This is a genomic window from Streptomyces sp. NPDC028331 (genome assembly GCF_055565775.1).
Map to the genome: position 1 here is coordinate 89,305 of NZ_JBVHTR010000004.1, position 24,443 is coordinate 113,747.

At 71.5% G+C, this 24,443-nt stretch carries 21 protein-coding genes and 1 pseudogene; 9 read left to right on the plus strand and 13 right to left on the minus strand.

What is annotated here, in order from left to right:
• Positions 1 to 139: 139 nt before the first annotated feature.
• Genes ACZ4SW_RS06455 through ybaK form a run of 3 tightly spaced genes read left to right on the plus strand, consistent with a single transcriptional unit; the run spans position 140 to position 2,547 of the window.
• Entirely contained in the window at positions 140 to 1,246 is a 1,107-nt protein-coding gene (locus ACZ4SW_RS06455; protein ID WP_468238698.1) for a hypothetical protein, read from the plus strand.
• 11 nt (positions 1,247 to 1,257) lie between these two features.
• Entirely contained in the window at positions 1,258 to 1,998 is a 741-nt protein-coding gene (locus ACZ4SW_RS06460) for an LON peptidase substrate-binding domain-containing protein (protein WP_468238700.1), read from the plus strand.
• Positions 1,999 to 2,043: 45 nt separating this feature from the next.
• Complete coding sequence (gene ybaK / locus ACZ4SW_RS06465) at positions 2,044 to 2,547, plus strand: Cys-tRNA(Pro) deacylase (protein WP_468238703.1); 504 nt, start codon at positions 2,044 to 2,046, stop codon at positions 2,545 to 2,547.
• A gap of 51 nt (positions 2,548 to 2,598) precedes the next feature.
• Here the strand turns inward: ybaK and ACZ4SW_RS06470 are convergent, their stop codons facing one another.
• From ACZ4SW_RS06470 to ACZ4SW_RS06490, 5 genes and pseudogenes are all read right to left on the minus strand, one after another.
• Positions 2,599 to 2,673, minus strand: coding sequence for a hypothetical protein (locus tag ACZ4SW_RS06470; RefSeq protein ID WP_465269763.1), 75 nt, complete (start codon positions 2,671 to 2,673; stop codon positions 2,599 to 2,601).
• A gap of 317 nt (positions 2,674 to 2,990) precedes the next feature.
• On the minus strand, positions 2,991 to 3,665 hold the full coding sequence (locus ACZ4SW_RS06475; RefSeq protein ID WP_468238704.1) for an AAA family ATPase: 675 nt from the start codon (positions 3,663 to 3,665) through the stop codon (positions 2,991 to 2,993).
• 34 nt (positions 3,666 to 3,699) lie between these two features.
• Positions 3,700 to 4,521: an ABC transporter permease gene (locus tag ACZ4SW_RS06480; protein WP_468239406.1), complete on the minus strand. Its 822-nt coding sequence runs from the start codon at positions 4,519 to 4,521 to the stop codon at positions 3,700 to 3,702.
• A gap of 103 nt (positions 4,522 to 4,624) precedes the next feature.
• A pseudogene (locus tag ACZ4SW_RS06485) lies at positions 4,625 to 5,497 on the minus strand (ABC transporter ATP-binding protein); the annotation flags it as partial.
• Positions 5,498 to 5,922: 425 nt separating this feature from the next.
• On the minus strand, positions 5,923 to 7,128 hold the full coding sequence (locus ACZ4SW_RS06490) for an NYN domain-containing protein (protein ID WP_468238707.1): 1,206 nt from the start codon (positions 7,126 to 7,128) through the stop codon (positions 5,923 to 5,925).
• A gap of 221 nt (positions 7,129 to 7,349) precedes the next feature.
• On the opposite strand from ACZ4SW_RS06490, the gene ACZ4SW_RS06495 reads away from it, so the two are divergent.
• Entirely contained in the window at positions 7,350 to 7,529 is a 180-nt protein-coding gene (locus tag ACZ4SW_RS06495) for a hypothetical protein (RefSeq protein ID WP_468238709.1), read from the plus strand.
• Between the two features lie 105 nt (positions 7,530 to 7,634).
• On the opposite strand, the gene dnaE is transcribed toward ACZ4SW_RS06495, so the two are convergent.
• Positions 7,635 to 11,171: a DNA polymerase III subunit alpha gene (dnaE, locus tag ACZ4SW_RS06500; protein WP_468238712.1), complete on the minus strand. Its 3,537-nt coding sequence runs from the start codon at positions 11,169 to 11,171 to the stop codon at positions 7,635 to 7,637.
• A 222-nt stretch (positions 11,172 to 11,393) separates the two neighbouring features.
• Here dnaE and ACZ4SW_RS06505 point away from each other — a divergent pair, with 222 nt between their 5' ends.
• The 4 genes from ACZ4SW_RS06505 to ACZ4SW_RS06520 all read left to right on the plus strand — a co-directional run bounded on the left by ACZ4SW_RS06505 (position 11,394) and on the right by ACZ4SW_RS06520 (position 16,179).
• A complete protein-coding gene (locus ACZ4SW_RS06505) occupies positions 11,394 to 12,719 on the plus strand; it encodes a DUF2252 domain-containing protein (RefSeq protein ID WP_468238714.1) in 1,326 nt (441 codons plus the stop codon).
• 68 nt (positions 12,720 to 12,787) lie between these two features.
• On the plus strand, positions 12,788 to 13,477 hold the full coding sequence (locus ACZ4SW_RS06510; protein WP_468238716.1) for a hypothetical protein: 690 nt from the start codon (positions 12,788 to 12,790) through the stop codon (positions 13,475 to 13,477).
• Positions 13,478 to 13,570: 93 nt separating this feature from the next.
• Complete coding sequence (locus tag ACZ4SW_RS06515) at positions 13,571 to 14,383, plus strand: DsbA family protein (protein ID WP_468238719.1); 813 nt, start codon at positions 13,571 to 13,573, stop codon at positions 14,381 to 14,383.
• 134 nt (positions 14,384 to 14,517) lie between these two features.
• Positions 14,518 to 16,179 (plus strand): alkaline phosphatase D family protein, encoded by a 1,662-nt coding sequence (locus ACZ4SW_RS06520; protein WP_468238721.1) that lies wholly within the window; start codon positions 14,518 to 14,520, stop codon positions 16,177 to 16,179.
• Positions 16,180 to 16,197: 18 nt separating this feature from the next.
• Here ACZ4SW_RS06520 and ACZ4SW_RS06525 read toward each other — a convergent pair whose 3' ends face one another.
• On the minus strand, positions 16,198 to 16,767 hold the full coding sequence (locus ACZ4SW_RS06525) for a dienelactone hydrolase family protein (protein WP_468238723.1): 570 nt from the start codon (positions 16,765 to 16,767) through the stop codon (positions 16,198 to 16,200).
• A gap of 103 nt (positions 16,768 to 16,870) precedes the next feature.
• Between ACZ4SW_RS06525 and ACZ4SW_RS06530 the strand changes: the two genes are divergently transcribed.
• On the plus strand, positions 16,871 to 17,980 hold the full coding sequence (locus ACZ4SW_RS06530; RefSeq protein WP_468238725.1) for a mechanosensitive ion channel family protein: 1,110 nt from the start codon (positions 16,871 to 16,873) through the stop codon (positions 17,978 to 17,980).
• 12 nt (positions 17,981 to 17,992) lie between these two features.
• Here ACZ4SW_RS06530 and ACZ4SW_RS06535 read toward each other — a convergent pair whose 3' ends face one another.
• The 6 genes from ACZ4SW_RS06535 to ACZ4SW_RS06560 all read right to left on the minus strand — a co-directional run bounded on the left by ACZ4SW_RS06535 (position 17,993) and on the right by ACZ4SW_RS06560 (position 23,728).
• Positions 17,993 to 18,733: an SDR family NAD(P)-dependent oxidoreductase gene (locus ACZ4SW_RS06535; RefSeq protein WP_468238727.1), complete on the minus strand. Its 741-nt coding sequence runs from the start codon at positions 18,731 to 18,733 to the stop codon at positions 17,993 to 17,995.
• 66 nt (positions 18,734 to 18,799) lie between these two features.
• Positions 18,800 to 20,386 carry a Na+/H+ antiporter gene (locus tag ACZ4SW_RS06540; RefSeq protein ID WP_468239409.1) on the minus strand — a complete coding sequence of 529 codons (1,587 nt, stop codon included), beginning with the start codon at positions 20,384 to 20,386 and terminating at the stop codon, positions 18,800 to 18,802.
• A gap of 84 nt (positions 20,387 to 20,470) precedes the next feature.
• The gene (locus tag ACZ4SW_RS06545; protein ID WP_468238729.1) at positions 20,471 to 20,947 is read right to left on the minus strand and encodes a GNAT family N-acetyltransferase; all 477 of its coding nucleotides are present in this window, start codon (positions 20,945 to 20,947) and stop codon (positions 20,471 to 20,473) included.
• Entirely contained in the window at positions 20,944 to 21,888 is a 945-nt protein-coding gene (locus tag ACZ4SW_RS06550; RefSeq protein ID WP_468238731.1) for an RluA family pseudouridine synthase, read from the minus strand. Before ACZ4SW_RS06550 ends, ACZ4SW_RS06545 begins: the two co-directional genes overlap by 4 nt.
• 64 nt (positions 21,889 to 21,952) lie before the next feature.
• Complete coding sequence (lspA, locus tag ACZ4SW_RS06555; RefSeq protein ID WP_468238733.1) at positions 21,953 to 22,573, minus strand: signal peptidase II; 621 nt, start codon at positions 22,571 to 22,573, stop codon at positions 21,953 to 21,955.
• Between the two features lie 75 nt (positions 22,574 to 22,648).
• Positions 22,649 to 23,728, minus strand: coding sequence for a TraR/DksA family transcriptional regulator (locus ACZ4SW_RS06560; protein ID WP_468239412.1), 1,080 nt, complete (start codon positions 23,726 to 23,728; stop codon positions 22,649 to 22,651).
• Between the last annotated feature and the right edge of the window lie 715 nt (positions 23,729 to 24,443).

The following is a 24,443-nucleotide window of genomic DNA, read 5'->3' on the forward strand; positions in this document are numbered from 1 at the left end:
GAGCGGCTGGTGCATAGATCCCAACACCTACGAAACAGTCATTTTTTACGCTTTCTTGAATCTCGTCCGTACAACCAAACACGGGTTACGCATTCGTGCTGGCGCGCCCCCGACCTGCGGCTTTTCAATGGTCGGCACCATGGCAATGCTCCGCCCCTTCATCCGTACGACACGGATGGCTCGCACCTCCTTCCGCCTCGCCGACGGGCTGCCCGCAGACGACGAGGTCCTTCTCGACGCCCCCGACGAGCGTCTGGCGCCGGTCCTGGTCGCGGCGGGCCGCGGCGAGTACGGTCCGGCGGCCGAACTGCTCGCGGCCACACGGGAGAGAGCCGAGTGGGAGGACCGCGACCGGTACGTCACGCGGCTCGCCGCCTTCGCCCGCTCCCGCGACGAATGGCTCAGGGACTGGTCCGCCGCCGCCCCGCACGACCCGGACGCCGCCGTGGTCGGGGCCCAACTGGCCGTGGCGCGCTGCTGGGAGTCGCCGGCCCGCGTCGAACTCCTGCGCCAGGTCGGCTCCTTGGTCACCGCGGCGACCGAGGGCGATCCCTCGGACCCGGTGCCGTGGCGGGTGGCACTCGACCACGCGCGCGGCGCGCAGGCCCGCCACAGCGAGTACGAGCGGCTGTGGGCCGAGGCCGTACGCCGCTCCCCGCACCACTACGGCTGCCATGTCGCGGCCCTGCAGTACCTTTCCGCCGCGTGCAGCGCCCAGTGGGGGAGGATTCCGCACACGCCGGGTGACTCGCACTGGGAGTGCTTCGACTTCGCCGAGACCGCCGCTCAGGATGCCCCGCCGGGCTCCCTGGTGCAGGCGCTGCCCGCGCGTGCCGCCTTCAAGTACCTGACGGAGGGCGACGGGGTGGTCGTGGCCCGGGGGCGGCTGGACGCGGCGGCCGACCGGGCCATCGCGCTGTCGTCGCGGTTCGCGGCCGCCGACCCGTGGCCCGCGGAGATCCGCAACCTGCTCGTCTTCGTCCTGGTCCGGCTGGAGCGCTGGCAGGACGCGCTCTCGCAACTGCGTCTGACCGGCCCGTACGCCACGTCGTTCCCCTGGGACCGGTTCTGCGACGATCCGCTGGGCCGGTTCCTCGAGGTGCGGGAGGCGGTACGACTGGCGCTGGCGTCGCCGGTCCCACGGCACGCGCCGGAGGGGCTTCTGCCGTACGTTCCTCCCCCCGGCAGGCAACTGATCGGGCACCTGAACGACCACAACGGCCACACTCCCTGCTGCGACCATTAGGCTTTCGGGTCGTGACCACCGTCCGGCTCCCGCTCTTCCCGCTGAACTCGGTGCTGTTCCCGGGGCTCGTGCTCCCGCTGAACGTCTTCGAGGAGCGCTATCGCGCCCTGATGCGCGACTTGTCGAAGGTCCCCGAGGACGAACCGCGCCGGTTCGCCGTCGTCGCCATCCGCGACGGCCACGAGGTGGCGCCGAGCGCGCCGGGCATGCCGGATCCCACGGCCCTGCCCGAGCGCGGACCCGCGGCGGGCTTCGGGGCCGACCCGGCCAAGGCGTTCCACGCGGTGGGCTGCATCGCGGACGCGGCGACGGTCCGGGAGCGGGCCGACGGCTCGTTCGAGGTCCTGGCGACGGGCACGACCCGCGTCCGTGTGCTCTCGGTGGACGCCTCCGGACCGTATCTGACGGCCGAGCTGGAGGAGCTGCCGGAGGAACAGGGCGACGAGGCGGGCGCGCTGGCCGAGGGGGTGCTGCGGGCGTTCCGGCAGTACCAGAAGCGGCTGGCGGGCGCGCGGGAGAGGTCCCTGGCGGCGGGCGCCGACCTGCCGGACGAACCGGCGGTGGTGTCGTACCTGGTGGCGGCCGCCGTGATGCTGGACACGCCGACGAAGCAGCGGCTGCTGCAGGCGCCCGACACCGCCTCCCGCCTCCGCGACGAGCTGAAACTGCTTCGCTCGGAGACGGCCATCATCCGTAACCTGCCGTCGTTGCCGGCGACGGAGCTGACGCGGACGCCGACAAGTCTGAACTGACGCGCGACCCCTCTGGGGAACGGGAACGGGAACGGGAACGGCCGGATGGCGAAGAAATCCAGGAAGCAGCAGCAGTCGGGCGGCACGCCGGCGACGGTGGCCCTGACGACGGCCGGGGTGGAGTTCACGCTCCACGCCTACGACCACGACCCGTCCCACCCGTCCTACGGCGAGGAGGCGGCCGAGGCGATGGGCGTCTCCCCCGAACGGGTGTTCAAGACGCTGGTGGCGGAGGTGGACGGGGCGCTCGTGGTCGGGGTGGTCCCGGTTGCGGGTTCGCTGGATCTGAAGGCGCTGGCCACGGCGGTGGGCGGCAAGCGGGCGGCGATGGCGGACCCGGCGCTCGCGGAGCGTACGACGGGTTACGTGCGCGGGGGCATCTCCCCCCTCGGCCAGCGCAAGAAGCTCCGCACGGTGCTGGACGAGTCGGCGTCGTCGCACCCCACGATCTGTGTGTCGGCGGGCCGCCGGGGCCTGGAGGTGGAACTGGCGCCCGAGGACCTGGCCAAGCTCACGGAGGCGACACTGGCGCCGATCGGCCGCTCCTGACGCCGGGCGGGCTGAATCCGGCCTGCCCGGCGTCGTGGTGGTGGGCGGTGGTCACGCCGGCCGATGGCCGTGGTTCGCGTGGCCCTTCTTCATGCGCCATTTGCGCTTGCGTGTCCTCTTCGACATGTTTCCGTCCTAGCCGAGGACGGGCCGTCCGTCGAGTGCTGCGGACACGCCTGCCGACGCGGCCTGCCCGAAATCGGCCGCCCGGCGTCTGAGGACGAGGCGGCAGGCAGATCCCCCGGCCCACCCGAAATCAGCCCGCCCTGGGCGTCTGAGGACGAGACCGCAAGACCGGCCCCCCAGCCCACCCGAAACCAGCCCGCCCGGGGCGTCTGAGGACGAGACCGCAAGACCGATGCGGGGGTCTGGGGGCGCAGCCCCCGAGGGACGGGAAGGGTGGGGGCGGCGGGGGCGAGCCCGCTTCGGCGCACCCCCGGCCGCTACGCCTGCGGCGCAGCCACCCCGTACGGATCAGGATCCCGCGGAGCGAACAGCGCCGTCAGCCCCAGGTGCACCACCAGCGCCGCCACCGACCAGGCCAGCAACGCCCCCTTGGCCCCCAGCTTCAGCGGCGCGGAGAACGTCACTCCCTTGCCCACCTGCTTGGCGTGCGCGATCACGTTCGACGTGGGCCCAAGCCACACCCCCAGGCGCCACGCGAGCAGCGACCCCAGCAGTCCGCCCACGCACAGGGCCACCACCAGCGGCACCCCGCCCCGCTTCCGCGCCAGGAAGACCACCAGCGCGCTGAGCACCCCGAAGCCGGCCGCGAGCAGCGTGAACGTCCCGTCCACCCCGATGGCCTGTTCCCCTTCGGTGTCCTTCAGATAGACGACCCAGTTGTTGTCGACCTGGTCCCCGACCAGCGGAACGTGCGGCGCCAGCCACCACCACAGCACCCCGAGCAGCGCCCCGGTGATCGCGACGCCCACCGTGATCACGACGGCATCCCGCACCTCGGTCTTCATGCCGGGCCCGTCCGCCCCGTACGCGGCCGTGGCACCGTGCGGCGCGGGCCCGATCCCCACGGGGTCGGCCCCGGCGTGCCACGTCTCGTGCGCAGCGTGCGGGGACTGTTCATGCGGCGGCGGAGGCGGAGTCAACGGAGCGGTCACCTTCACATCCTGCCAGGCGTGTCTGTCAGCCGCGTCACCGGACGGCCGCCCGGCGGTACGCCCAGGTGGCCAGGGCCAGCGAGGCCACCCCGACGGCGGCGCACACGCCCAGGTCACCGAGGACGAACGCCCAGTCCGGATGCCCGCCGAAGGTCCGCGCAAACGCCTCCACCCCGTACGTCGACGGCAGCAGGTCCCGTACGAGCCGGATGGCCTCCGGCATCCGGTGCGCCGGCAGCACGCCCAGCAACAGCGCCGCCGACATGCCCAACTGCCCGAGGAGCGTCGCCAGTTCGGGCCGCGGCGCGAGGAGTCCGAGGGCGGCGCCGAGACCGGACAGCGCGGCTCCGGCCAGCGGGATCACCGCGGCGAGAACCCACAGGTGGGCGAGCGGCAGTCCGAACAGCACGCACCCGAAGACGGCGGTCACCAGGGTTCCGGGCACCGTGAAGGACGCGTACGCCCCCGCCGCACCCAGCACCACCGCGGCGGCCGGTACCGGCAGCGTGGCGTAGTGGTCGAGCCCGCCGCTGCCGCGGAGCTGGCCGAAGTACTGGGCGAGCAGGTTCAGCCCGACGTACGCGACCACGAGCACGGACGATCCGGCGACGACGGACCACGCGTCGCTGCCGCCGCCGCTCACCACCCCGCGCATCATGATCATGATGCCGATCGACTGGAACGTCGCCACGAACAGCAGCGGGATCCGCGCGACCCGCGCCCGGGACAGCTGGGCCCGGTACACGGCGGCGAGCGACGGCCACAGCCGCGCCCGCGGCCCGAGGGCGGCGCCGTCCGCGGCACCGTCGTCCGTCGCCCGGGCGCCGGGCAGGACCCCGGCGGGTAGGACACTCACCTCGCGCTGCTCCTCTTCGCTCTCCCCCAGGTCCTCGTCGAGGTCCTCGCGGTCCTCGTGACGTTCCCCCCGGCGCTCCATACGGACACCACGGCTTCCGCGCTCATGCCTTCACCAGCCCTTGGCCGCTGCCGCCGAGCGTCAGGTAGACGTCCTCCAGGCTGGGCGTGGCCAGTGTGAAGTCGTCGAGGGCGGCGAAGGCCGCGCCCCCGGTGACGGTGGCGACGGCCGCGCGCGCCTCCTCGGGTGCCATCCGCAGCGACCAGCGGCGCCCGGCCTCCACGGCACGGCCGCGCAGCGCGGCGACCTCGGGCACCTCCAGGGGCGCCCGCTCGCGCCAGACGAGTTCGACGCGGACCTCGCCGGCGACGCGCTCCTTCAGCCCGGCCGGGGTGTCGCAGGCGATGATCCGGCCCCGGTCGAGGACGGCCACCCGGTCCAGGACGGTCTCCGCCTCGATGACGTTGTGGGTGACCAGCAGCACGGTCGTCCCGCGCTCGGCCCGCCGCCGGTCCACGGCGGCCCACACGGCGCGGCGGGCGACGGGGTCCATGCCGGTGGTCGGTTCGTCGAGCACCAGCAGCGGCCGTTCCCCGATCAGCGCGGCGGCGAAGCAGGCGAGCCGGCGCTGGCCGCCGGAGAGTTTCTTCAGCGGCCGGGAGGCGATCGGCGCGAGGCCGAGTTCGTCGAGGACGGCGTCGCGCTCCGCACGGGCCTGCCGCAGGTCGAGCCCGCGCAGCCGTCCGGTGGTCTCGGCGGCGAGCGAGACGGTCAGCTCGTCGAGGGCGGTGGACTCCTGGCCCAGGTAGGCGAGGATGCGCGCGGCCCGCTCGGGGTGACGCACGATGTCGTGCCCGAGGATCTCCACGCTGCCGCCGTCGGGCCGCATCAGCCCGGTCAACTGGCGGACGAGGGTGGACTTGCCGGCGCCGTTCGGCCCGAGCAGCCCGAAGATCTCGCCGCGCCGGATGTCCAGCCGTACGTCGTCGGTGGCCCGCACCTCGGGCGTCCCCGGCGCACCACGCCGCCCCCGCACCGCCGGATAGGTCTTGGTCAGCCCGCGCACGGCGCACACGACGTCGTGACGGTGCCGTGGTGCCGTTGCGCTGCGCTTGCTCACAAAGGACGAGGGTAAGGGGTGCCGCCCGCCGAACGGTTCCCGGGGCCCGCCCCGGCTCCCCACCCGCGCCACCGGCGGACGGGCGTCCGAATCCGGCGCGCGCCCGCCGCCCCCGCCGGAAACCCGCGCGGCACGTTCCGCCCCGGGTGCCCGCCGCGACACCGGCCACCGTGCCCGCCGCGACACCGACGCCCCGGACGTGCTGTGCCCCGGGCGCCCCGCCGGTCCGGCCCCGCCCGGGTCGGTCGCCGACGGGTCGGGCCAGCCGCCGACAGGCCGGGTCAGTCGCCGACGGGCGCCTCCGCCGCCGTGCGCTGGTCGATCTCGCGCCAGAAACCCGCCCGGATCGCGTAACGGTCGTGTTCGTCGATCTGGTCGTCCTTGTGGGCGAGCAGGCCGAAGCGGGCCGCGTACCGCAGCAGTTCCCCGTCGATGCGGTGCGGCACCCTCGGGTACATGCTCGACAGCTTCTGCAGGTGGGAGGGGTCGGCGAGGCGGGAGATCCACCGCCGGGCGAAGACCTGCCCGACCTCGTAGGGATCGCCGCCGACCGTGGTGATGTCCTCCTCCCGGTCGGCCCACCGCTGCTCCGCGGTCGTGAGCTGCGCCAGCGTCGGCAGCGAGGCGGCCTCCGGCGACTCCGCCGCGACGGGCCGGTCCACCCAGCCCTTGTCGGACGACCAGCGCAGCGTCGCCCCGGCGGGCTGCGACGCGGTGTGGGGCGCCCGCAGCGCCGCGAGGTCCTTCGGGGTCGGTACGCCCTTGGCGACCGGCACCCGCTCCTGGGCGCCGTTCTGGGACGCGGACGCCGGGACGTGTTCCGGCTCGGCGGCGGGCCGCTCCGTGGTGGCCGTGAGCGCCGACTCGGGCAGCGGCGCCGAGAGGATCGCGGCGATCTCCGGCCGGGGCGCGGGCGGCGGCGCGCACACCCCGCCCACTTCCTTGGGCCGCACGGCCTGGGTGATCCACGCCCGGTCGAGCACGCGTCGCTCGTCGGCCTCGGCGACCAGGTCCTCGGACTGGTTGTAGTCGCCGTCCGCGGCCTGGACCGCCCACAGGTGCACGGCGACCCCGTGCTCCTTGGCGGCCATCATGCCCGGCAGCAGGTCCCCGTCACCGGTGACGAGCACGACGTCCGAGCAGGCGCGGTTGCGGGCCAGCTCGGTCAGTTCGGCGTGCATCGCGGCGTCCACGCCCTTCTGCGCCCACCGGCCGTCGCTGCGGGTCAGCGCGCCGAGGCGCACGGTGACCCGGGGCATCACGCGCAGCCGGCGGTGCTCCGGCTGCGGCACGCGGTCGGGGGCGCCGTCGAACCAGTAGATGCGCAGCAGCGGCCGCCCGGTGTCGGCCTCGGCGCGTTCGCGCAGCCCCTGGATGAGGGCGGCGTGGTCGACGGTGATGCGGGACCTCGAGGGTTCCCCGGCGAGGAGGCTGGCGGCAGCCCCGAGCAGATACCCGGCGTCCACCAGGACGATGCAGCGGTCCACGCGATCCACCCTCTTTCCGGGAGGTTTGCTTCGGGCTTGCTTCGAGTCTGCCCGACGGCGGTGAGGTTAACGGCCCGAACTCGATCTTCGGCGTGGCGGATCGGGGGCCCGGTCCACGAAGAACGGTGTCACGCAGGGTAATTGTCCGACATGCGGTTGATGTCAGCCTATGTGAATCTGGTCCCGGCCCTGGCCCCTAGTCCCCCACAGGAGGCATCACCATGGCCAAGAACAAGAACCGCAAGCAGGCCGGCCCGCAGAACCGCTCCCCGAAGGCCGAGCAGGCGCAGGAGCACACCCAGCGGCCCGCGCCGGAGGCGCACGCGTCTCCGATGACGCAGACGCAGGGCAGCCCGGCGGACGGTACCCGTAAGAAGCAGAAGAGCTTCGGCCACAACTGACGCCCGCCCGAGAGCTGATGCGAGGCCCGCGCGCGAGGGCCGACGCGCATGAGGGGCGCGCCCGTTCCCGGGTGCGCCCCTCATCTGCTGTGTCACTCCGGATGATCAGCCCGCCAGGCAGGACGGACCGAGAAGGACCTTCAGGTCGCCGTAGAGCGCGGGGTCCGGCTTGACCCGGTGGCGGTCCAGGCGCAGGACCGTCGTCTTGCGCGGCCCCTGGAGCTTGATCCGCACCTCGCTGTCGCCCTTGTGCTGGCTGAGGATCTCACCGAGGCGGCTCACCATGGGCGGGGTGACCCGCGTGGCCGGGATGGTGAGCACGACGGGCGCGTTGGTGCCGGCGTTCGAGAGGTCCGGGACCATCAGCTCCATCGCGACCAGCCGCGGCACGTCCTCGCGCTTGTCGAGGCGGCCCTTGACGAACACCACGGCGTCCTCGACGAGTTGGGTGGACACGAGCTGGTAGGTCGCCGGGAAGAACATGCACTCGATGGAGCCCGCGAGGTCCTCGACCGTGGCGATCGCCCACGCGTTGCCCTGCTTGGTCATCTTGCGCTGCAGGCCGGAGATGATGCCGCCGATGGTGACGACCGCGCCGTCCGCGTGCTCGCCGCCGGTGAGCTGGGCGATGCCCGCGTCGGCCTTGTCGGACAGCACGTGCTCCAGGCCGAAGAGCGGGTGGTCCGAGACGTACAGACCGAGCATCTCCCGCTCCTGGGCGAGCAGATACGTCTTGTCCCACTCCTCGTCGGTGAAGGTGACGTCGAGGCCGAAGCCGGGCTCGCTGCTCTCCTCCTCCATGCCGCCGAAGAGGTCGAACTGTCCCTCGGCCTCCTTGCGCTTGACCGCGACCACGTTGTCGATCATCGGCTCGTACTGCGCCGTCAGGCCCTTGCGGGTGTGGCCGAGGGAGTCGAAGGCGCCCGCCTTGATGAGCGACTCCGTCGTCCGCTTGTTGCAGACGACCGCCTCCACCTTGTCCAGGTAGTCCGGGAAGGAGGTGTACTTCCCCTTGGCCTTGCGGCAGCGGATGATCGACTCGACGACGTTCGTACCCACGTTCCGCACGGCGGAGAGGCCGAAGAGGATCACGTCGTCACCCTGCGCGGCGAAGTTCGCCTCGGACTCGTTGACGTTCGGCGGAAGGACGCGGATGCCCATGCGGCGGCACTCGTTGAGGTAGACCGCCGACTTGTCCTTGTCGTCCTTCACCGAGGTCAGCAGCGCGGCCATGTACTCGGCGGGGTGGTTCGCCTTCAGGTACGCGGTCCAGTACGAGACCAGGCCGTACGCGGCCGAGTGCGCCTTGTTGAACGCGTAGCCGGCGAACGGGACCAGCACGTCCCACAGCGCCTGGATCGCCTCGTCGCTGTAGCCGTTCTTGCGGGCGCCCGACTGGAAGATGACGAAGTTCTTCTCCAGCTCCTCGGGCTTCTTCTTGCCCATCACGCGGCGGAGGATGTCGGCCTCGCCGAGCGAGTAGCCCGCGATGATCTGGGCGGCCTTCTGCACCTGCTCCTGGTAGACGATCAGGCCGTAGGTGACGTCCAGGACCTCCTTGAGCGGCTCCTCCAGCTCGGGGTGGATCGGCGTGATCTCCTGCTGCCCGTTCTTGCGGAGCGCGTAGTTCGTGTGGGAGTTCATGCCCATGGGGCCCGGGCGGTACAGGGCCGACACGGCGGAGATGTCTTCGAAGTTGTCCGGCTTCATCAGGCGCAGCAGGGAGCGCATGGGGCCGCCGTCGAACTGGAAGACGCCGAGGGTGTCGCCGCGCTGGAGCAGTTCGAAGGTCTTGGGGTCGTCCAGCGGGAGGCTGAGGAGATCGATGTCGATCCCCTTGTTGGACTTCACCATCTTGACGGCGTCGTCCATGATCGTGAGGTTGCGCAGGCCCAGGAAGTCCATCTTCAGCAGGCCGAGCGACTCACAGCTCGGGTAGTCCCACTGGGTGATGGTCACGCCGTCGGTGTGCCTCACCCAGACGGGGACGTGCTCGGTGATGGTCTCGCTGGACATGATCACGCCGGCCGCGTGCACACCCATCTGCCGGACCAGGCCCTCGACGCCCTTGGCGGTGTCGATGACCTTCTTCACGTCCGGCTCGTTCTCGTACATCGAGCGGACCTCGCCCGCCTCCGAGTACCGGGGGTGGCTCGGGTCGGTGATGCCGGAGAGCGGGATGCCCTTGCCGAGGACGTCGGCGGGCATGGCCTTGGTGATGCGGTCGCCCATCGCGTACGGGTAGCCGAGCACGCGCGCGGAGTCCTTGATCGCGTTCTTGGCCTTGATGGTGCCGTAGGTGCCGATCATGGCGACCTTGTCGGCGCCGTACTTCTCCGTCACGTACCGGATCACCTCGACGCGCCTGCGCTCGTCGAAGTCGATGTCGACGTCGGGCATCGAGATGCGCTCGGGGTTGAGGAACCGCTCGAAGATCAGGCCGTGCGGGATGGGGTCCAGGTCGGTGATGCCCAGGGCGTAGGCGACGATCGAGCCGGCGGCCGAGCCACGGCCGGGGCCCACGGCGATGCCGTTCTTCTTGGCCCACATGATGAAGTCGGCGACCACGAGGAAGTAGCCCGGGAACCCCATCTGGATGATGACGTCCATCTCGTACTCGGCCTGCTTCATGCGGTCCTCGGGGATGCCGCCCGGGAAGCGGCGCTCCATGCCGCGGCGGACCTCCTCCTGGAACCAGGTGACCTCGGTGTACCCCTCGGGGATGTCGAACTTGGGCATCAGGTCGCGCTTGACGAACATGCCCTCGGTGTCGACCATCTCCGCGATCAGCCGGGTGTTCTCGCACCCCTCCTGCCAGGCGTCCGAGGAGTCGATGGCGTACATCTCCTCCGTGGACTTCAGGTAGTAGCCGGTGCCGTCGAACTTGAAGCGGTCCGGGTCGGAGAGGTTCTTGCCGGTCTGGATGCACAGCAGGGCGTCGTGGGCGGCGGCCTCGTGCGCGTACGTGTAGTGCGAGTCGTTGGTGACCAGCGGCGGGATGCCGAGCTTCCGGCCGATCTCGAGCAGGCCGTCACGGACCCGGCGCTCGATCTCGATGCCGTGGTCCATCAGCTCCAGGAAGTACTTGTCCTTGCCGAAGATGTCCTGGTATTCGGCGGCCGCCTTCAGGGCCTCGTCGAAGTGGCCGAGGCGCAGCCGGGTCTGCACCTCGCCGGAGGGGCAGCCGGTGGAGGCGACGATCCCCTCGGACCACTGGGCGATGGTCTCCTTGTCCATGCGGGGCCACTTCTGCAGCCAGCCCTCGGCGTACGCGTCGGAGGACAGGCGGAAGAGGTTGTGCAGGCCGGTCTTGTTCACCGCCCACATGGTCTTGTGGGTGTAGCCACCGGAACCGGAGACGTCGTCCTTCTTCTGGTGCGGCTGGCCCCACTGGATCTTGCGCTTGTTGCGCCGGGACTCGGGGGCGACGTACGCCTCGATGCCGATGATGGGGGTGATTCCGGCCTTCTTCGCGGAGTGGAAGAAGTCGTACGCCCCGTGGAGGTTGCCGTGGTCGGACATGGCGATGTGCGTCATCCCCATCTCGTTGCACGCATTGAACATGTCCTTCAGCCGCGCGGCACCGTCCAGCAGCGAGTACTGGGTGTGGACGTGCAGGTGCGTGAACGGCGGCTTTGACACGGTTCGAGCCTCCCAATGGCAAGTGTGGCGCGCAGCGCCTCGGAGTCTGGGGACAGCGTCGAAGTCTATGCCTCGGCACTGACACTCCGCGGGCTGCGGCGCGTACCTTCATGCGGAGAAAACGTGGGCACTCCCCCACCCCGCCGGTCGTTGCCGGGAGGGAATGTGGGGGAAGATCGCCCTCGAAGATCACGCACCATCCGTCTCAGGAGGCACCCAGCGATGTCGGTTCCGCAGCTCAGCGCCGAGCAACGCGGTGAGGAGATCCTCGCCGTCTTCGACACCGCCTTCGGCGAGCTGCTCGCCGCCGACCCGGCCGCGTTCCGCGTGAAGTTCCGCAAGATGGCGGCCTCCGCGTTCGCGTTCTACCGGGGGACGGCGTGCCTCTTCTACCACGACCTGGACGCGGACAAGCGCGGCGGCCCGTACCTGGACGACCGCACCTCGCGGGTGTGGATCCACGGCGACCTGCACGCCGAGAACTTCGGCACCTACATGGACTCCACGGGCCGCCTGATCTTCAACGTGAACGACTTCGACGAGGCGTACGTCGGCCCCTTCACCTGGGACCTGAAGCGCTTCGCCGCCTCCGTGGCGCTGATCGGGTACGCGAAGGCGCTCAGCGACGACCAGATCACCGAGCTGGTCGGCATCTACGCCGCGGCCTACCGCGAGCGCATCCACGCCCTGGCGACCGGCGCCAAGAGCGACGAGGTGCCGCCCTTCACCCTGGACACCGCCCAGGGCCCGCTGCTCGACGCGCTGCGCGACGCCCGCTCGCTCACCCGCTTCGGGCTGCTGGACTCCCTGACCGAGATCCGTGACTTCGAACGCCGTTTCGCGCCGGGCGGCGGCTCCATCGAGCTGGACGCGGCCACCCGCTACAAGGTGCTCGCGGCCTTCGACGGCTATCTGGAGACGCTGCCGGAGTCGTCCCTGGCCCGCCCCGACTCCTACCGCGTCAAGGATGTGGTGGGACGCCGCGGCATCGGTATCGGCTCGGCCGGCCTGCCGTCGTACAACATCCTCCTCGAGGGCCACAGCGACGCCCTGGAGAACGACGTCGTGATCTACATCAAGCAGGCCCAGACCCCGGCCGTCTCCCGGCACATCACGGATCCCGTGATCCGGGAGTACTTCCAGCACGAGGGCCATCGCACGGTGATCTCCCAGCGCGCCCTGCAGGCGCACGCCGACCCGTGGCTGGGCTGGACCGAGCTGGACGGCGCGGGCCAGCTCGTCGCCGAGGTCTCGCCGTACGCGGTGGACCTGGACTGGGGCGACATCGACGACCCGGAGGAGATCGCCTCGGTCGTCGCCGACCTGGGCCGGGCCACGGCCGCCATGCACGCGGCGGCGGACGACACCTCCGGCGAGTCACTGGTGCCCTTCTCCACCGAGCGGGCCATCGACGCGGCGATCGCCGCCGACGAGGACGGCTTCGGCGAGCTGCTGGTGGACTTCGCCCACACCTACGGGGGACGCGCGCGTGCGGACCACCAGATCTTCGTGGACCTGTTCCGCAACGGCCGGATTCCAGGTCTGTGACGGAAGGCCCGGCCACAGGAACCTTTTAGTGTTCCCTTACAGGAAGCCGTGACACACTCTCCTCTGCTATGGACATATCCGGGACCCGCCTCAGAGCCGTACGCGCGGCGCTGTTCACGACACTGGTCGTGACCCTCAGCACCGCGTCGCACGTGCTGCTGTCCGAGGTCCCCCTGCCGATGGGGACGGTGGCCGCCATAGCCGCCGCCGTCTTCGTCGTCGCGTACGCGCTGGCCGGCCGTGAGCGGGGCTTCGGGAAGATCGCCGCCCTGCTGGTGCCGCTGGAACTGGCCGCGGACACGGTGTTCACCACGGGCCAGCACGCCTGCTACGGCAGGGCCGGCGGCCCGGTCACCGGCCCGCTGCGCTCGGTGGGCCTGGACGTGCTGTGCAGCGGCAGCGTGGGCACGCCCCTCAGCCGGGTCACCGGCACCGGCACCGGCAGCGACCGGATCGCCGCGCTCCTGGCGCACGCCGACCCGGCGACCGCCTGGCTGCTGCTCGCCGCCCACGTGAGCGTGGGGCTGCTGGCCGCCGCCTGGCTCCGCCGCGGCGAGCGGGCGCTGGTTCAGCTCCTCGGCGCGGTGGCCGCGACCACGTTCCGGCCGCTGCTGCTCGCCGTCGCCGCCGTGACGGTACGGCTCGCGCCGGTCCGCCGGGTGCCGCGCCCGGCGCCGCGGATCACCGCCCTGCGCACCCGCCTCTTCGTGCACTCCCTGGGACGGCGTGGACCGCCGTGCTCGGTCGCCCTGATCTGAGCGACACCGCCCGTTCCGGGCGACACCCCGAGCACGACCACTCCCCATCCGGCATTCCGCGCACCACGGTGCGCGTCCCACAGGAGATCACCCATGAGCAAGCGGAACACCCAGGCGGCGAAGACGGCGGCCCGTGAGCGGCTGCGGATCGAGCGCGAGCGGCAGGCCAAGCGCGACAAGGTCAAGCGGCAGCTGATCGTCGCCGGTTCGGTCGTCGCCGTGCTCGCCATCGCGGGCGGCGTCGGCTACGCCGTCGTGCAGAACAACAAGCCCAGCTACTGGGAGGCCGCGAAGAGCGACCCGCTCGTCAAGCCGGCCAACACCTCCGGTGCGAACGGCACCACCGTCGTCATCGGCAAGAGCAGCGCCAAGAAGACCCTGGTCATGTACGAGGACCCGCGCTGCCCGATCTGCGCCCAGTTCGAGCAGACCGTCGGCTCGACCGTCAAGAAGGACGTCGACGAGGGCAAGTTCAAGATCCAGTACGTCGGTGCCACGTTCATCGACACCAACACCCAGGGCGAGGGCTCCAAGAACGCCCTGAGCGCCATGGGAGCCGCGCTGAACGTCAGCCCCGAGGCGTTCCTCGAGTACAAGAGCGCGCTGTACTCGGCGAAGTGGCACCCGGAGGAGACCCAGGACAAGTTCAAGGACGACAGCTACCTGATCAAGGTCGCGAACACCGTCCCCGCCCTGAAGGACAACGCGGCGTTCCAGAAGGCCGTGAAGGACGGCACCTACGACAAGTGGGCGCTGGACATGTCCGAGGTCTTCAACAAGAGCGGGGTACAGGGCACGCCGACCCTGAAGATGGACGGCAAGACGCTCACCGGCTCGGACGGGCAGAACGCGCCGATGACGGTGGCCGATTTCAACACGGCGATCGACAACGCGCTCAAGGCCTGACCGGCCCACCCCACGGCGGGGCCGGGCGGTCCCGTTGAGGAGGGCCGGAAGAAGAAGGTCCGCTAGAAGAAGAGCGGGCGAACTTTGCGAGTTCGCCCGCTCTTTGTGCGTACTGGTCAGTAGTCTGCTCGCCCGTGACCAGTCGACACAGATCATCCGAGAGCCTCAACTCACCGTCCCCGCGCCGCCGTACGGTCGTCAAGGCCGCGGCCGCCACAGCCGTCCTCGGCGCCCCGCTGGCCGCCGCGCTTCCCGCCCGGGCCGCCTCCGGCACTCCGGCCTTCCTGCACGGCGTGGCCTCCGGCGACCCGCTGCCCGACGGCATCCTGCTGTGGACCCGGGTGACGCCCACCGCACAGGCGACGCCCGGCTCCGGGCTCGGTCCCGACACCGAAGTGGACTGGGTGCTCGCCAAGGACAAGGCGTTCACGAACATCGTCGCCAAGGGCTCCGTCACCGCGACCGCCGCCTCCGACCACACGGTGAAGGCCGACGTACGGGGCCTGGAACCGGCCACGGACTACTGGTTCCGCTTCTCCGCCGGCGGCACCGACTCCCCCATCGCCCGCACCCGCACCGCGCCGGCCGCCGACGCCGCCGTCCCCGGGCTGCGCTTCGGTGTGGTCTCCTGCGCCAACTGGGAGGCCGGCTACTTCGCGTCGTACCGGCACCTGGCCGCGCGGGGCGACCTGGACGCATGGCTGCACCTGGGCGACTACATCTACGAGTACAAGACCGGGGAGTACGCGGCCCGCGGCACGGTGGTGCGCCCGCACGCCCCGGCGAACGAGATCATCACGCTGGCCGACTACCGCGTCCGGCACGCGAAGTACAAGACGGACCCCGACCTCCAGGCCCTGCACGCCAAGGCGCCGGTCATCGCGATCTGGGACGACCACGAGTTCGCCGACAACGCCTGGTCGGGCGGCGCGGTCAACCACACCGAGGGCGCCGAGGGCACCTGGACGGCCCGCAAGGCGGCGGCGAAGCAGGCGTACTTCGAGTGGATGCCGGTCCGTCCGGCGCTCGAGGGGACCACCTACCGCCGGTTGCGGTTCGGCAAGCTCGCCGACCTCTCCCTGCTCGACCTGCGCTCCTTCCGCTCGCAACAGGCGTCCACGGGCAGCGGTTCCGTCGACGACCCGGACCGCACCATCACGGGCCGTGCCCAACTCGACTGGCTGAAGGCCGGCCTGAAGGCGTCCGACACCACCTGGCGGCTGGTCGGCAACTCGGTGATGATCGCGCCCTTCGTCATCGGCTCGCTCTCCGCCGATCTGCTGAGGCCGCTGGCCAAGCTGCTGGGGCTGCCGCAGGAGGGCCTCGCCGTCAACACCGACCAGTGGGACGGCTACACCGACGACCGCCGTGAACTGCTCGCCCACCTGCGGGACAACGCAATCCGGAACACCGTGTTCCTGACCGGCGACATCCATATGGCATGGGCCAACGACGTGCCCGTCGACGCCGGCACCTACCCGCTGTCCGCCTCCGCGGCCACCGAGTTCGTGGTCACCTCGGTCACGTCCGACAACCTCGACGACATCGTCAAGGTTCCCGAGGGCACCGTCTCGGCGGTGGCCGCTCCGGTCATCCGCGCGGCCAACCGGCATGTGCACTGGGTCGACACCGACCGCCACGGCTACGGCGTGCTGGACATCACCGCCGAGCGCGCGCAGATGGACTACTACGTGCTGTCCGACCGTACGGACGCGAGCGCGACCTCGTCCTGGGAGCGGTCGTACCGCACGCGCAGCGGCACGCAGAAGGTCGAGCGGACGTACGACCCGGTGTAGCCGCCCGTGCAGGGCGGGCTACAGGCTGTCGAGGAAGCCGAGCGCCACCCGCCAGGTGGCCTCGGCCGCCTCCTCGTCGTAGTCCGGCAGGTCCGGGTCGGTGTACAGGTGGCCCGCGCCCGCGTAGCGGTGGATCTCCACGTCCGCGCCCGCCCTGCCCATCTGCAGGTACCAGGCGCCGAGCCAGTCGTCCGTCTCGAACGGGTCGGGCTCGGCGACGTGCAACTGCACCGGCAGTCCGTCCACCGAGGCGTTCGGCGCGATGTCCGAGGTGCCGTGCAGCAGCAGGAGCCCGCGCGCCTTGTGGTCGCCGAGCGCCAGGGTCTGCGCGGTGGCGGCGCCGAGTGAGAACCCGGCGTACACGAGCCCTCGCTCGGAGTACGGCGCGGCGGCCAGCACGGCCCGCTTGAGCAGCTCTTCCTTCCCGATCTCGTCCTTGAAGGCCATGCCCTCCTCGACCGTCTCGAAGGTGCGGCCGTCGAACAGGTCGGGGGTCCACACCTCGTGCCCGGCGGCGCGGAGCCGGTCGGCGGCGGCCCGGACGGCCGGCCGCAGCCCGTACGTCGAGTGGAAGAGCATGATGTTCATGAGGCCATGGTGCCAGCCGTGACGGACGACGCCGGACGCCCCACCGGACCCGGGTGTTCTTGGCCACAGGTTCACGGCGGGCCCCACTGGTTACGTTCCAAGGATGGAGAACGTACTGCGCCCGGTGATCGTCCTAGGCGGAACGGTCGGACTCACCCTGCTCATCGGGTGGGGCACGGACGTCCTGCTGCGCAAGGCGAACGCCGGGCACCCCGAGACGCCCCTGTGGGGTCTGCTGCGCCGCGGCCGCATCCCCTACCAGCTCGTGCTGTGCGCGGCCCTGCTGAGGGGCTCCTACGACCAGGTGAAGGTCCTCCAGGCGCACCAGGTGGGCATCGGCCGGACGCTGACCCTGGTGCTGATCGGTTCCGCGGCCTGGCTGGTGATCCGTATCGCGGGGGCCATCGTCGAGACGACGTACAGCCGCTACGCCCGCGCCCACCACGACCCGGCCCGGGTCCGGCGCGTGCGCACCCAGGTCACGCTGATCATGCGGGTGGTGTACGCGACCGTCGGGGTGGTGGCGGCCAGCGCGATGCTGCTGACGTTCCCCGCGATGCGGACGGCAGGCGCCTCGCTGCTGGCCTCGGCCGGCATCCTCGGCATCGTCGCCGGTGTCGCCGCGCAGTCCACGCTCTCCAACCTCTTCGCCGGGCTGCAGATCGCGTTCGGCGACATGGTGCGGCTCGGCGACACGGTGGTCGTGGACGGCGAGTGGGGCACGGTCGAGGAGATCACGCTGACCTTCCTGACCGTGCGCACCTGGGACGAGCGGCGGATCACCATGCCGGTGTCGTACTTCACGTCCAAGCCGTTCGAGAACTGGTCGCGCGGCAGCGCCCAGATGACGGGCATCGTCTACTTCCACGTCGACCACACCGCGCCCGTGGAGGCGATGCGCGACAAGCTCCGCGACATCCTGCGCAACTGTCCGGCGTGGGACGGCCGCGCCTACGGCCTCCAGGTCACCGACTCCACGCCCAACACCATGCAGGTGCGGGCGCTGGTCACCGCGAAGGACGCGGACGACATATGGACGGCCCGGGTCACGGTGCGCGAGGAGCTCATCCGCTGGCTGGCCGAGGAGCACCCCTACGCGCTGCCGCGGGTCAACACGGCGGGCGCGGTACCTCCGCCCGGCTGGAACGGCCACTCCTCGCCCGACGGACGGTTCCGCAAGGCGTACGAGGAGCAGCGGGCGGGCCGGGGCTGAGCCCGGCCCACGTCAGCGGCCGCGTTCCGCACCGCCGTTGACCTGGATCACCTGCGCGGTGACGTGGCGGGCACCGGGGGACGCCAGCCAGTGCAGGGTCGCGGCCACGTCCCCGGGCGTACCGGCGCGGCCGATGGACGTCTCCGCGATGAGCCGCTCGCGTCGCGCGTGGTCCATGGCGTCGCCGAAGAACTCGGTGTCCTCGATGTAGCCCGGCGCGACCACGTTCACCGTGATGCCGCGCGGCCCGACCTCCCGGGCCAGGTCGAAGGCGTAGGGGTGCAGGGCGGCCTTGGAGGCGGCGTAGGCGCCGCTGCCGGAGCCGCGGTAGGCGGCGATGGAGCTGAGGAACAGCACCCGGCCGCCCGGGGAGGCGAGCCGGTCCCGCAGTGCCTCGGTGAGCAGGGCCGCGGTCAGCACGTTCAGCCGGAAGTTGACGGTCCAGGTGTGCGCGACGGCTTCGAGCGGGTCCTCGGCGCCGGCCTCGGGCTCCCGAAGTCCGCTGCCGCCCGCGTTGTTGACGAGCACGTCCACGGTGCCCAGCTCGTCGGCCACGAACCGGGCGACGCCGCGCACGGCGTGCGGATCGCTCAGGTCGGCCGCGTAGGTGAGCGCCCCCGGCACGTCGGCCTTCTCCAGCACCTCCGGCCGCCGCCCGAGGAGCAGCACCCGGTCCCCGTCTGCGGCGAAGGCCCGCGCCGCCGCCAGTCCGATCCCCGTTCCTCCACCACTGATCACCACGTTGCGCGTCATGATCCAATCGTACAAAAAGCGCCCAGGGCGGACGCATTGGCCCCCGGGCGGGTCGCGGGGCGGGTGTCAGCGCAGGCTGCGGACGTCCAGGTGGCGCAGCACCCGGTCGACGATCTCCGGGTCCGCGCCCGGTTCGCTGCGGGCGGCGAGTACCTCGTGGCGTGCCGCGCTCAGCATCTCCCCGTGGATCCTGCGCGCCCGCTTGATGCGCCGGGCCCGCTGTTGCTGCGCCTCGCGCCGCTCCTCGTCCCCGAGGTCGGGGCTGATGCGGGCGCCGATGTCGAAGGCCCTGCGCAGGAGCTGCTCGGACAGTTCGTCCGGCAGCTCCTCGACCTGCTCGATCTCCTTCAGTCTGCGCTTCGCCGCCTTGGCCGCGCGGACCGCCAGCGCATGCTCGAACTCCTTTTCGCTCTCGGTGTCGGACCGCACGTTCAGCTTCCGCACCAGCCACGGCAGTGTGAGCCCCTGGAGCACCAGCGTGGCCATGATCACCCCGAAGGCGATGAAGACGATCTCGTTCCGGCCGGGGAAGGGCGACCCGTCGTCCATGGTCAGCGGAATGGCCAGGGCCAACGCCACCGACGCCACGCCCCGCATCCCGGACCACCACATGACGACGGTCTCCCGCCAGGACACCGGGATCTCCTCGTCGTAGTCCCGTTTGGCGTGCAGCCGCTTCGTCAGCCAGGTCGCGGGCAGCAGCCAGGCGAGGCGGACGAACACGACGACGGCCACGATCGCGACGGCCCAGCCGAGCATCTCGCCCCACCGCCCGGACGCGGTCCGGATCGCGTGGTGCAGTTCCAGCCCGATGAGCCCGAACGCGATCCCGGTGACCAGGGTGTCCACCACGTCCCAGAACGTGTGCCCGGCGAGCCGCATCATCACGTCGTCCGGATCGGCGGCGTACTCGGCCAGGAACAGCGCGGTGATCAGCACGGACAGTACGCCGGAGCCGTGCAGTTCCTCGGCCAGGACGTACGAGGCGTACGGCACGAGGAGCGTCAGGCCGATCTGCAGGGTGGCGTCGCCGAGCAGGTCGAGCAGCTTGTTGGCGGCCCAGCCGAGGGCGAGCCCGACGGCGAGGGCGACGACCGCGGAGAGCGCCAGTTCGAGCAGGGCGTGCGGCAGCGAGAACGTTCCGCTGACGGCGGCGGCGATCGCGACGTGGTACAGCACGATCGCCGTCACGTCGTTGAACAGTCCCTCGCCCTCCAGGATGGACACCAGGCGGCGGGGCAGCCCGAGCTGTCCCGCCACGGCGGTCGCCGCCACCGGGTCGGGGGGCGCCACGAGGGCGCCCAGCGCCACCGCCGCGGCGACCGGCAGCCCCGGCACGACCTCGTGGGCGACGGCGGCCACGCACACGGTGGTGACGAACACCAGCGCCACGGCCAGCAGGAAGATGGGCCGCTTGTTGGCCGTGAACTGCCGCCACGAGGTGCGGCGCACCGCCGCGTACAGCAGCGGCGGCAGCAGCGCGGGCAGGATCAGCCCGGGCGGGATGTTGACGTTGGGCACGAAGTCGAGCAGGGCGAGCACGATCCCGAGCAGGGTCATCAGCACCGGCGCCGGCAGCCGGAGCCGGTCCCCGACCGGGACGCTCACCACGGCCCCGAGCAACAGCAGCAGGAACAGGGCGAGTTGGTCCACGGTGAGCGCTCCGGGTGGTTCGACGTTCACACGGCAGGTCTCAAGCCTGCCATGCCACCCTTCTCACCCGTTTTCCCGGCTTCACTACAGTGGGCGCCGCATCGAGCGATGCGGTATGCCCGCGTCGGGGAACTCCGGTCCGTACGCCGCGTAGCCGAGCCGCTCGTAGAAGCCCAGTGCGTGGGTCTGCGCGTGCAGGTCCACCGCCGTCAGACCGCGCTCGCGTGCCGCCTCCTCGATGGCCCGCACCAGCGCCGCGCCGACGCCCAGCCCGCGTGCCTCCCGTGTCACCGCGAGGCGCCCGAGCGAGCCCACGGACGCGTCGCCGCCGTTCTTCGCGGCGGCCGCCTCCCCGTACAGCAGCCGGCCGGTGCCGAGCGGCACGCCGTCCTCCCGTACGGCCAGGACGTGCACGGCGCCGGCGTCGTGGGCGTCGTACTCGATGTCCTCGGGGACGCCCTGTTCGGCGACGAAGACCTGCTTGCGGACCGCGAAGCACGCCTCACGGTCGGCGGGGTCCTCGGCGACCCGCACGGTGTACCCGGCGTCGCCGGCGCTCATGCCCAGCTCTCCTCGCGCACCTTGTCCAGCGCCTTCTGCAGGTCGGCGGGGTAGTCGCTCTCGAACTCCACCCACCGCCCGTCCGCCGGGTGCTCGAAGCCGAGCCGCACCGCGTGCAGCCACTGACGGGTCAGGCCGAGCCGCTTGGCGAGCGTCGGGTCCGCCCCGTACGTCAGGTCGCCGACGCACGGGTGCCGGTGGGCGGCCATGTGGACGCGGATCTGGTGGGTGCGCCCGGTCTCCAGCTTGACGTCGAGCAGGGAGGCCGAGCGGAACGCCTCGAGCAGGTCGTAATGCGTGACGGAGGGCTTGCCGTCGGCCGTGACCGCCCACTTGTAGTCGTGGGTGGGGTGGCGGCCGATGGGCGCGTCGATGGTGCCGCTGGTCGGGTCGGGGTGGCCCTGGACGAGCGTGTGGTAGCGCTTGTCGACCGTGCGCTCCTTGAACTGGCGCTTGAGCGACGTGTACGCGTACTCCGACTTGGCCACCACCATCAGGCCCGATGTGCCGACGTCGAGGCGGTGCACGATGCCCTGGCGCTCGGCGGCGCCGGAGGTGGAGATCCGGTAGCCGGCCGCCGCGAGGCCGCCGATCACGGTCGGGCCGGTCCAGCCGGGGCTGGGGTGCGCGGCGACGCCGACCGGCTTGACGATCACGACCACGTCATCGTCGTCGTGCACGATGTCCATGCCCTCGACCGGCTCGGCGACCACCTGCACCGGCGCGGGCGCCTGCGGCATCTCGACCTCGAGCCAGGCGCCGCCCCGCACCCGCTCCGACTTGCCCACCACGGCGCCGTCGACCTGCACCTTGCCCGCCGCGGCCAGCTCCGCGGCTTTGGTGCGGGAGAAGCCGAACATGCGGGAGATGGCGGCGTCGACGCGCTCGCCCTCCAGGCCGTCGGGCACGGGCAGGGTACGGATCTCGGGAAGCGTGCTCACCCGTCGAGTATGCCGGACGGGCCCCTGCGCCCTGCCACGCGCCTGTGGACAACCTCTGGCGACCTCAGTCCTTGTGGACGGTGCCGTCCGGGTCGAGGCCGCGGAAGGACAGCAGCACGATCAGGATGCCGCCGCAGACGATCGCCGAGTCGGCCAGGTTGAACACGGCGAAGTGCTTGGGCGCGATGAAGTCGACGACCGCGCCTTCGAACACGCCCGGCGAACGGAAGATCCGGTCGGTGAGGTTGCCGAGCGCGCCACCGAGGAGCAGGCCGAGGGCGATCGCCCAGGGCAGGCTGTAGAGCTTGCGGGCGAGCCGGGCGATCACCACGATCACCGCCGCCGCGATCACCGTGAAGATCACGGTGAAGGCCTCGCCGAAGCCGAAGGCCGCACCCGGGTTGCGGATCGCCTCGAACTTCAGCCAGTCCCCGAGGATCTCGATCGGCTCGTGGTGCTCCAGCTTCGCGACCACGATCAGCTTGCTGACCAGGTCGAGGGCGTACGCGAAGGCGGCGACCGCGAACAGCACCGCGATCCGGCGCCTGCCCCTGGGCCGCTCGGCGGCGCCGGAACCCGGCCCCTGGGCTCCGGGGCCCTCGGCCGGGGCCCGCCCGTCGGACTGCTCCGGCCCGGCCGCGTCTGGGATGTCCGGCGTACCGATGATGCGCTCCGCCTCTGCCACGTGAATCCCTCAACCTAGGTGCCCTGACTGGACGAGACTACGACACCACCGCCGGATCACGTGTTCAGGCGGGGCTCATGGGCGGCGTTCCCGCTTCTGCTTGCATTCCACGCACAGGGTGGCGCGCGGAAAGGCCTGCATACGGGCCTTGCCGATGGGGTTGCCGCAGCTTTCGCACAGGCCGTAGGTGCCGGCGTCGAGCCGTTCCAACGCGTGTTCGGTCTGTTCGAGCATCTCCCGGGCGTTGTGGGCGAGCGCCATCTCATGCTCACGGGTGATGTTCTTGGTGCCGGTGTCCGCCTGGTCGTCGCCGGCGCCGTCCCCGGAGTCGCGCATCAGCCCGACCAGCGCCTGTTCCGAGGCGTCGATCTCGCCGCGCAGCCGCAGGGCGTCGGACTCCAGCTCGGCGCGCGCCTCGGTCACCTCCTCCGGGGTCCACGGGTCCTCTCCGGGGCGCACCGCCAGTTCACCGGGCTCGGCCGCGGCGATCCTCGCCTTCGGGACCGCGGTGGGGCCCGTGTCCGCCGTGGCCGTCCCAGGAGTCTTCTTCGCAACCACCGTCGTGGCTCCCGTCTGCTTCGCGGCCTCGACCTCGCTCGCCTTCTTGGCCGTGCTCTTCTTGGCCGCACTCTTCGTGGGGGTGCTTTTCGTCGTGCCGCCCTTCGCGGCGCTCTTGTCGGCGGCGGCCTTGGAGGGGGCCGCCTTTCCGGCGGCGGCCTTCGTGGCCGCCGTCTTCGGGGTGAGGGCCTTCTTGGCCGCCGACTTCGGTGTGACGGCCTTCTTGGCCGCCGTCTTCTTGGCAGCGGCCTTCTTCGCCGCCGTCTTCTTCGCGACGGTGCTGGTCACCGCAGCCTCCTTGCCGGGCGCCGCCTTCTTCGCCGCCGCCTTCTCGGGAACAGTGCCGGGTGCTGCCGCCTTCCTGCCGGCGACACCCTTGGTTGCCGCCTTCTTGGTGACGGACTTCTCGGCCGCCTTCTTCGGGACGGGCTTCTCGGCCGCCGCCTTCCCGGCGGCCGTGGTCTTACCGGCTGCCGCGGCCTTCTTGGCCGCGGTCTTCCCGACCGGTCCCGTCGGGGCGGTGGTCTTCTTCCCCGCGGTCTTCTCAGCGGCCGCCTTCTTGACCGCCGCCTTCTTGACCGCCGCCTTCTTGACCACCGCCTTCTTCGCGGAGGTCTTCCCAGTGGCCGCCTTCTTGGCCACCGCCTTCTTCGCGGAGGTTTTCGCAGCGGCCGCCTTCTTGGCCGCCCCCTTCTTGGTCACCGCCTTCTTCGCGGAAGTCTTCGCAGCGGCCGTCTTCCCCGCGGCGGTCTTCTGCGCCGGGGCCGTCCTCGCCGGCGACCTCTTCGCGCCGGCGCCGCTCGCTGCCTCCTCCTCGGCGACGGTGCCGGTCACCGCCGTCTTCCCGGGGGCGGACTCCTTGGCCGCCGCTTCCCGGGATGCGGATTTCCCGGGGGCCTTCTTCGAGGGTGCCGCCTTCGACACCGACTGCCGGGCGCCGGCCTGCTGGGCGCTCGTCCCGCGGGAAGCCGCTCTCCCCGCGCTGCTCCCGGCCGCGGTCCTCATCGCGCCCGGCCCCTGCGAGGCGCCCACCGGACCGGGCACCGTGCCGGGAACGGAGCTTTCCGCTCCCGCGCCCCTGGACGCCGCCGTGCTCCTTCCCCGCGCCACCGTCCCCCCGGCCCTGTGCGCGGCCTTCCCGTCCCCGGCCCCGGTGGCGGCCGGCACCGGCCGGCCGGCACTCCTGACCGTCCGCCCCGTCCCCGCCGTGTGGGTGGTCTTCTTCCCGTCCACGGCCTGGGCCACCACACCGCCGGAGGCAGCCGCACCCGTGGTTCTGCCGGACGCCGACTGCTGTACGGCGGTCTTCTTC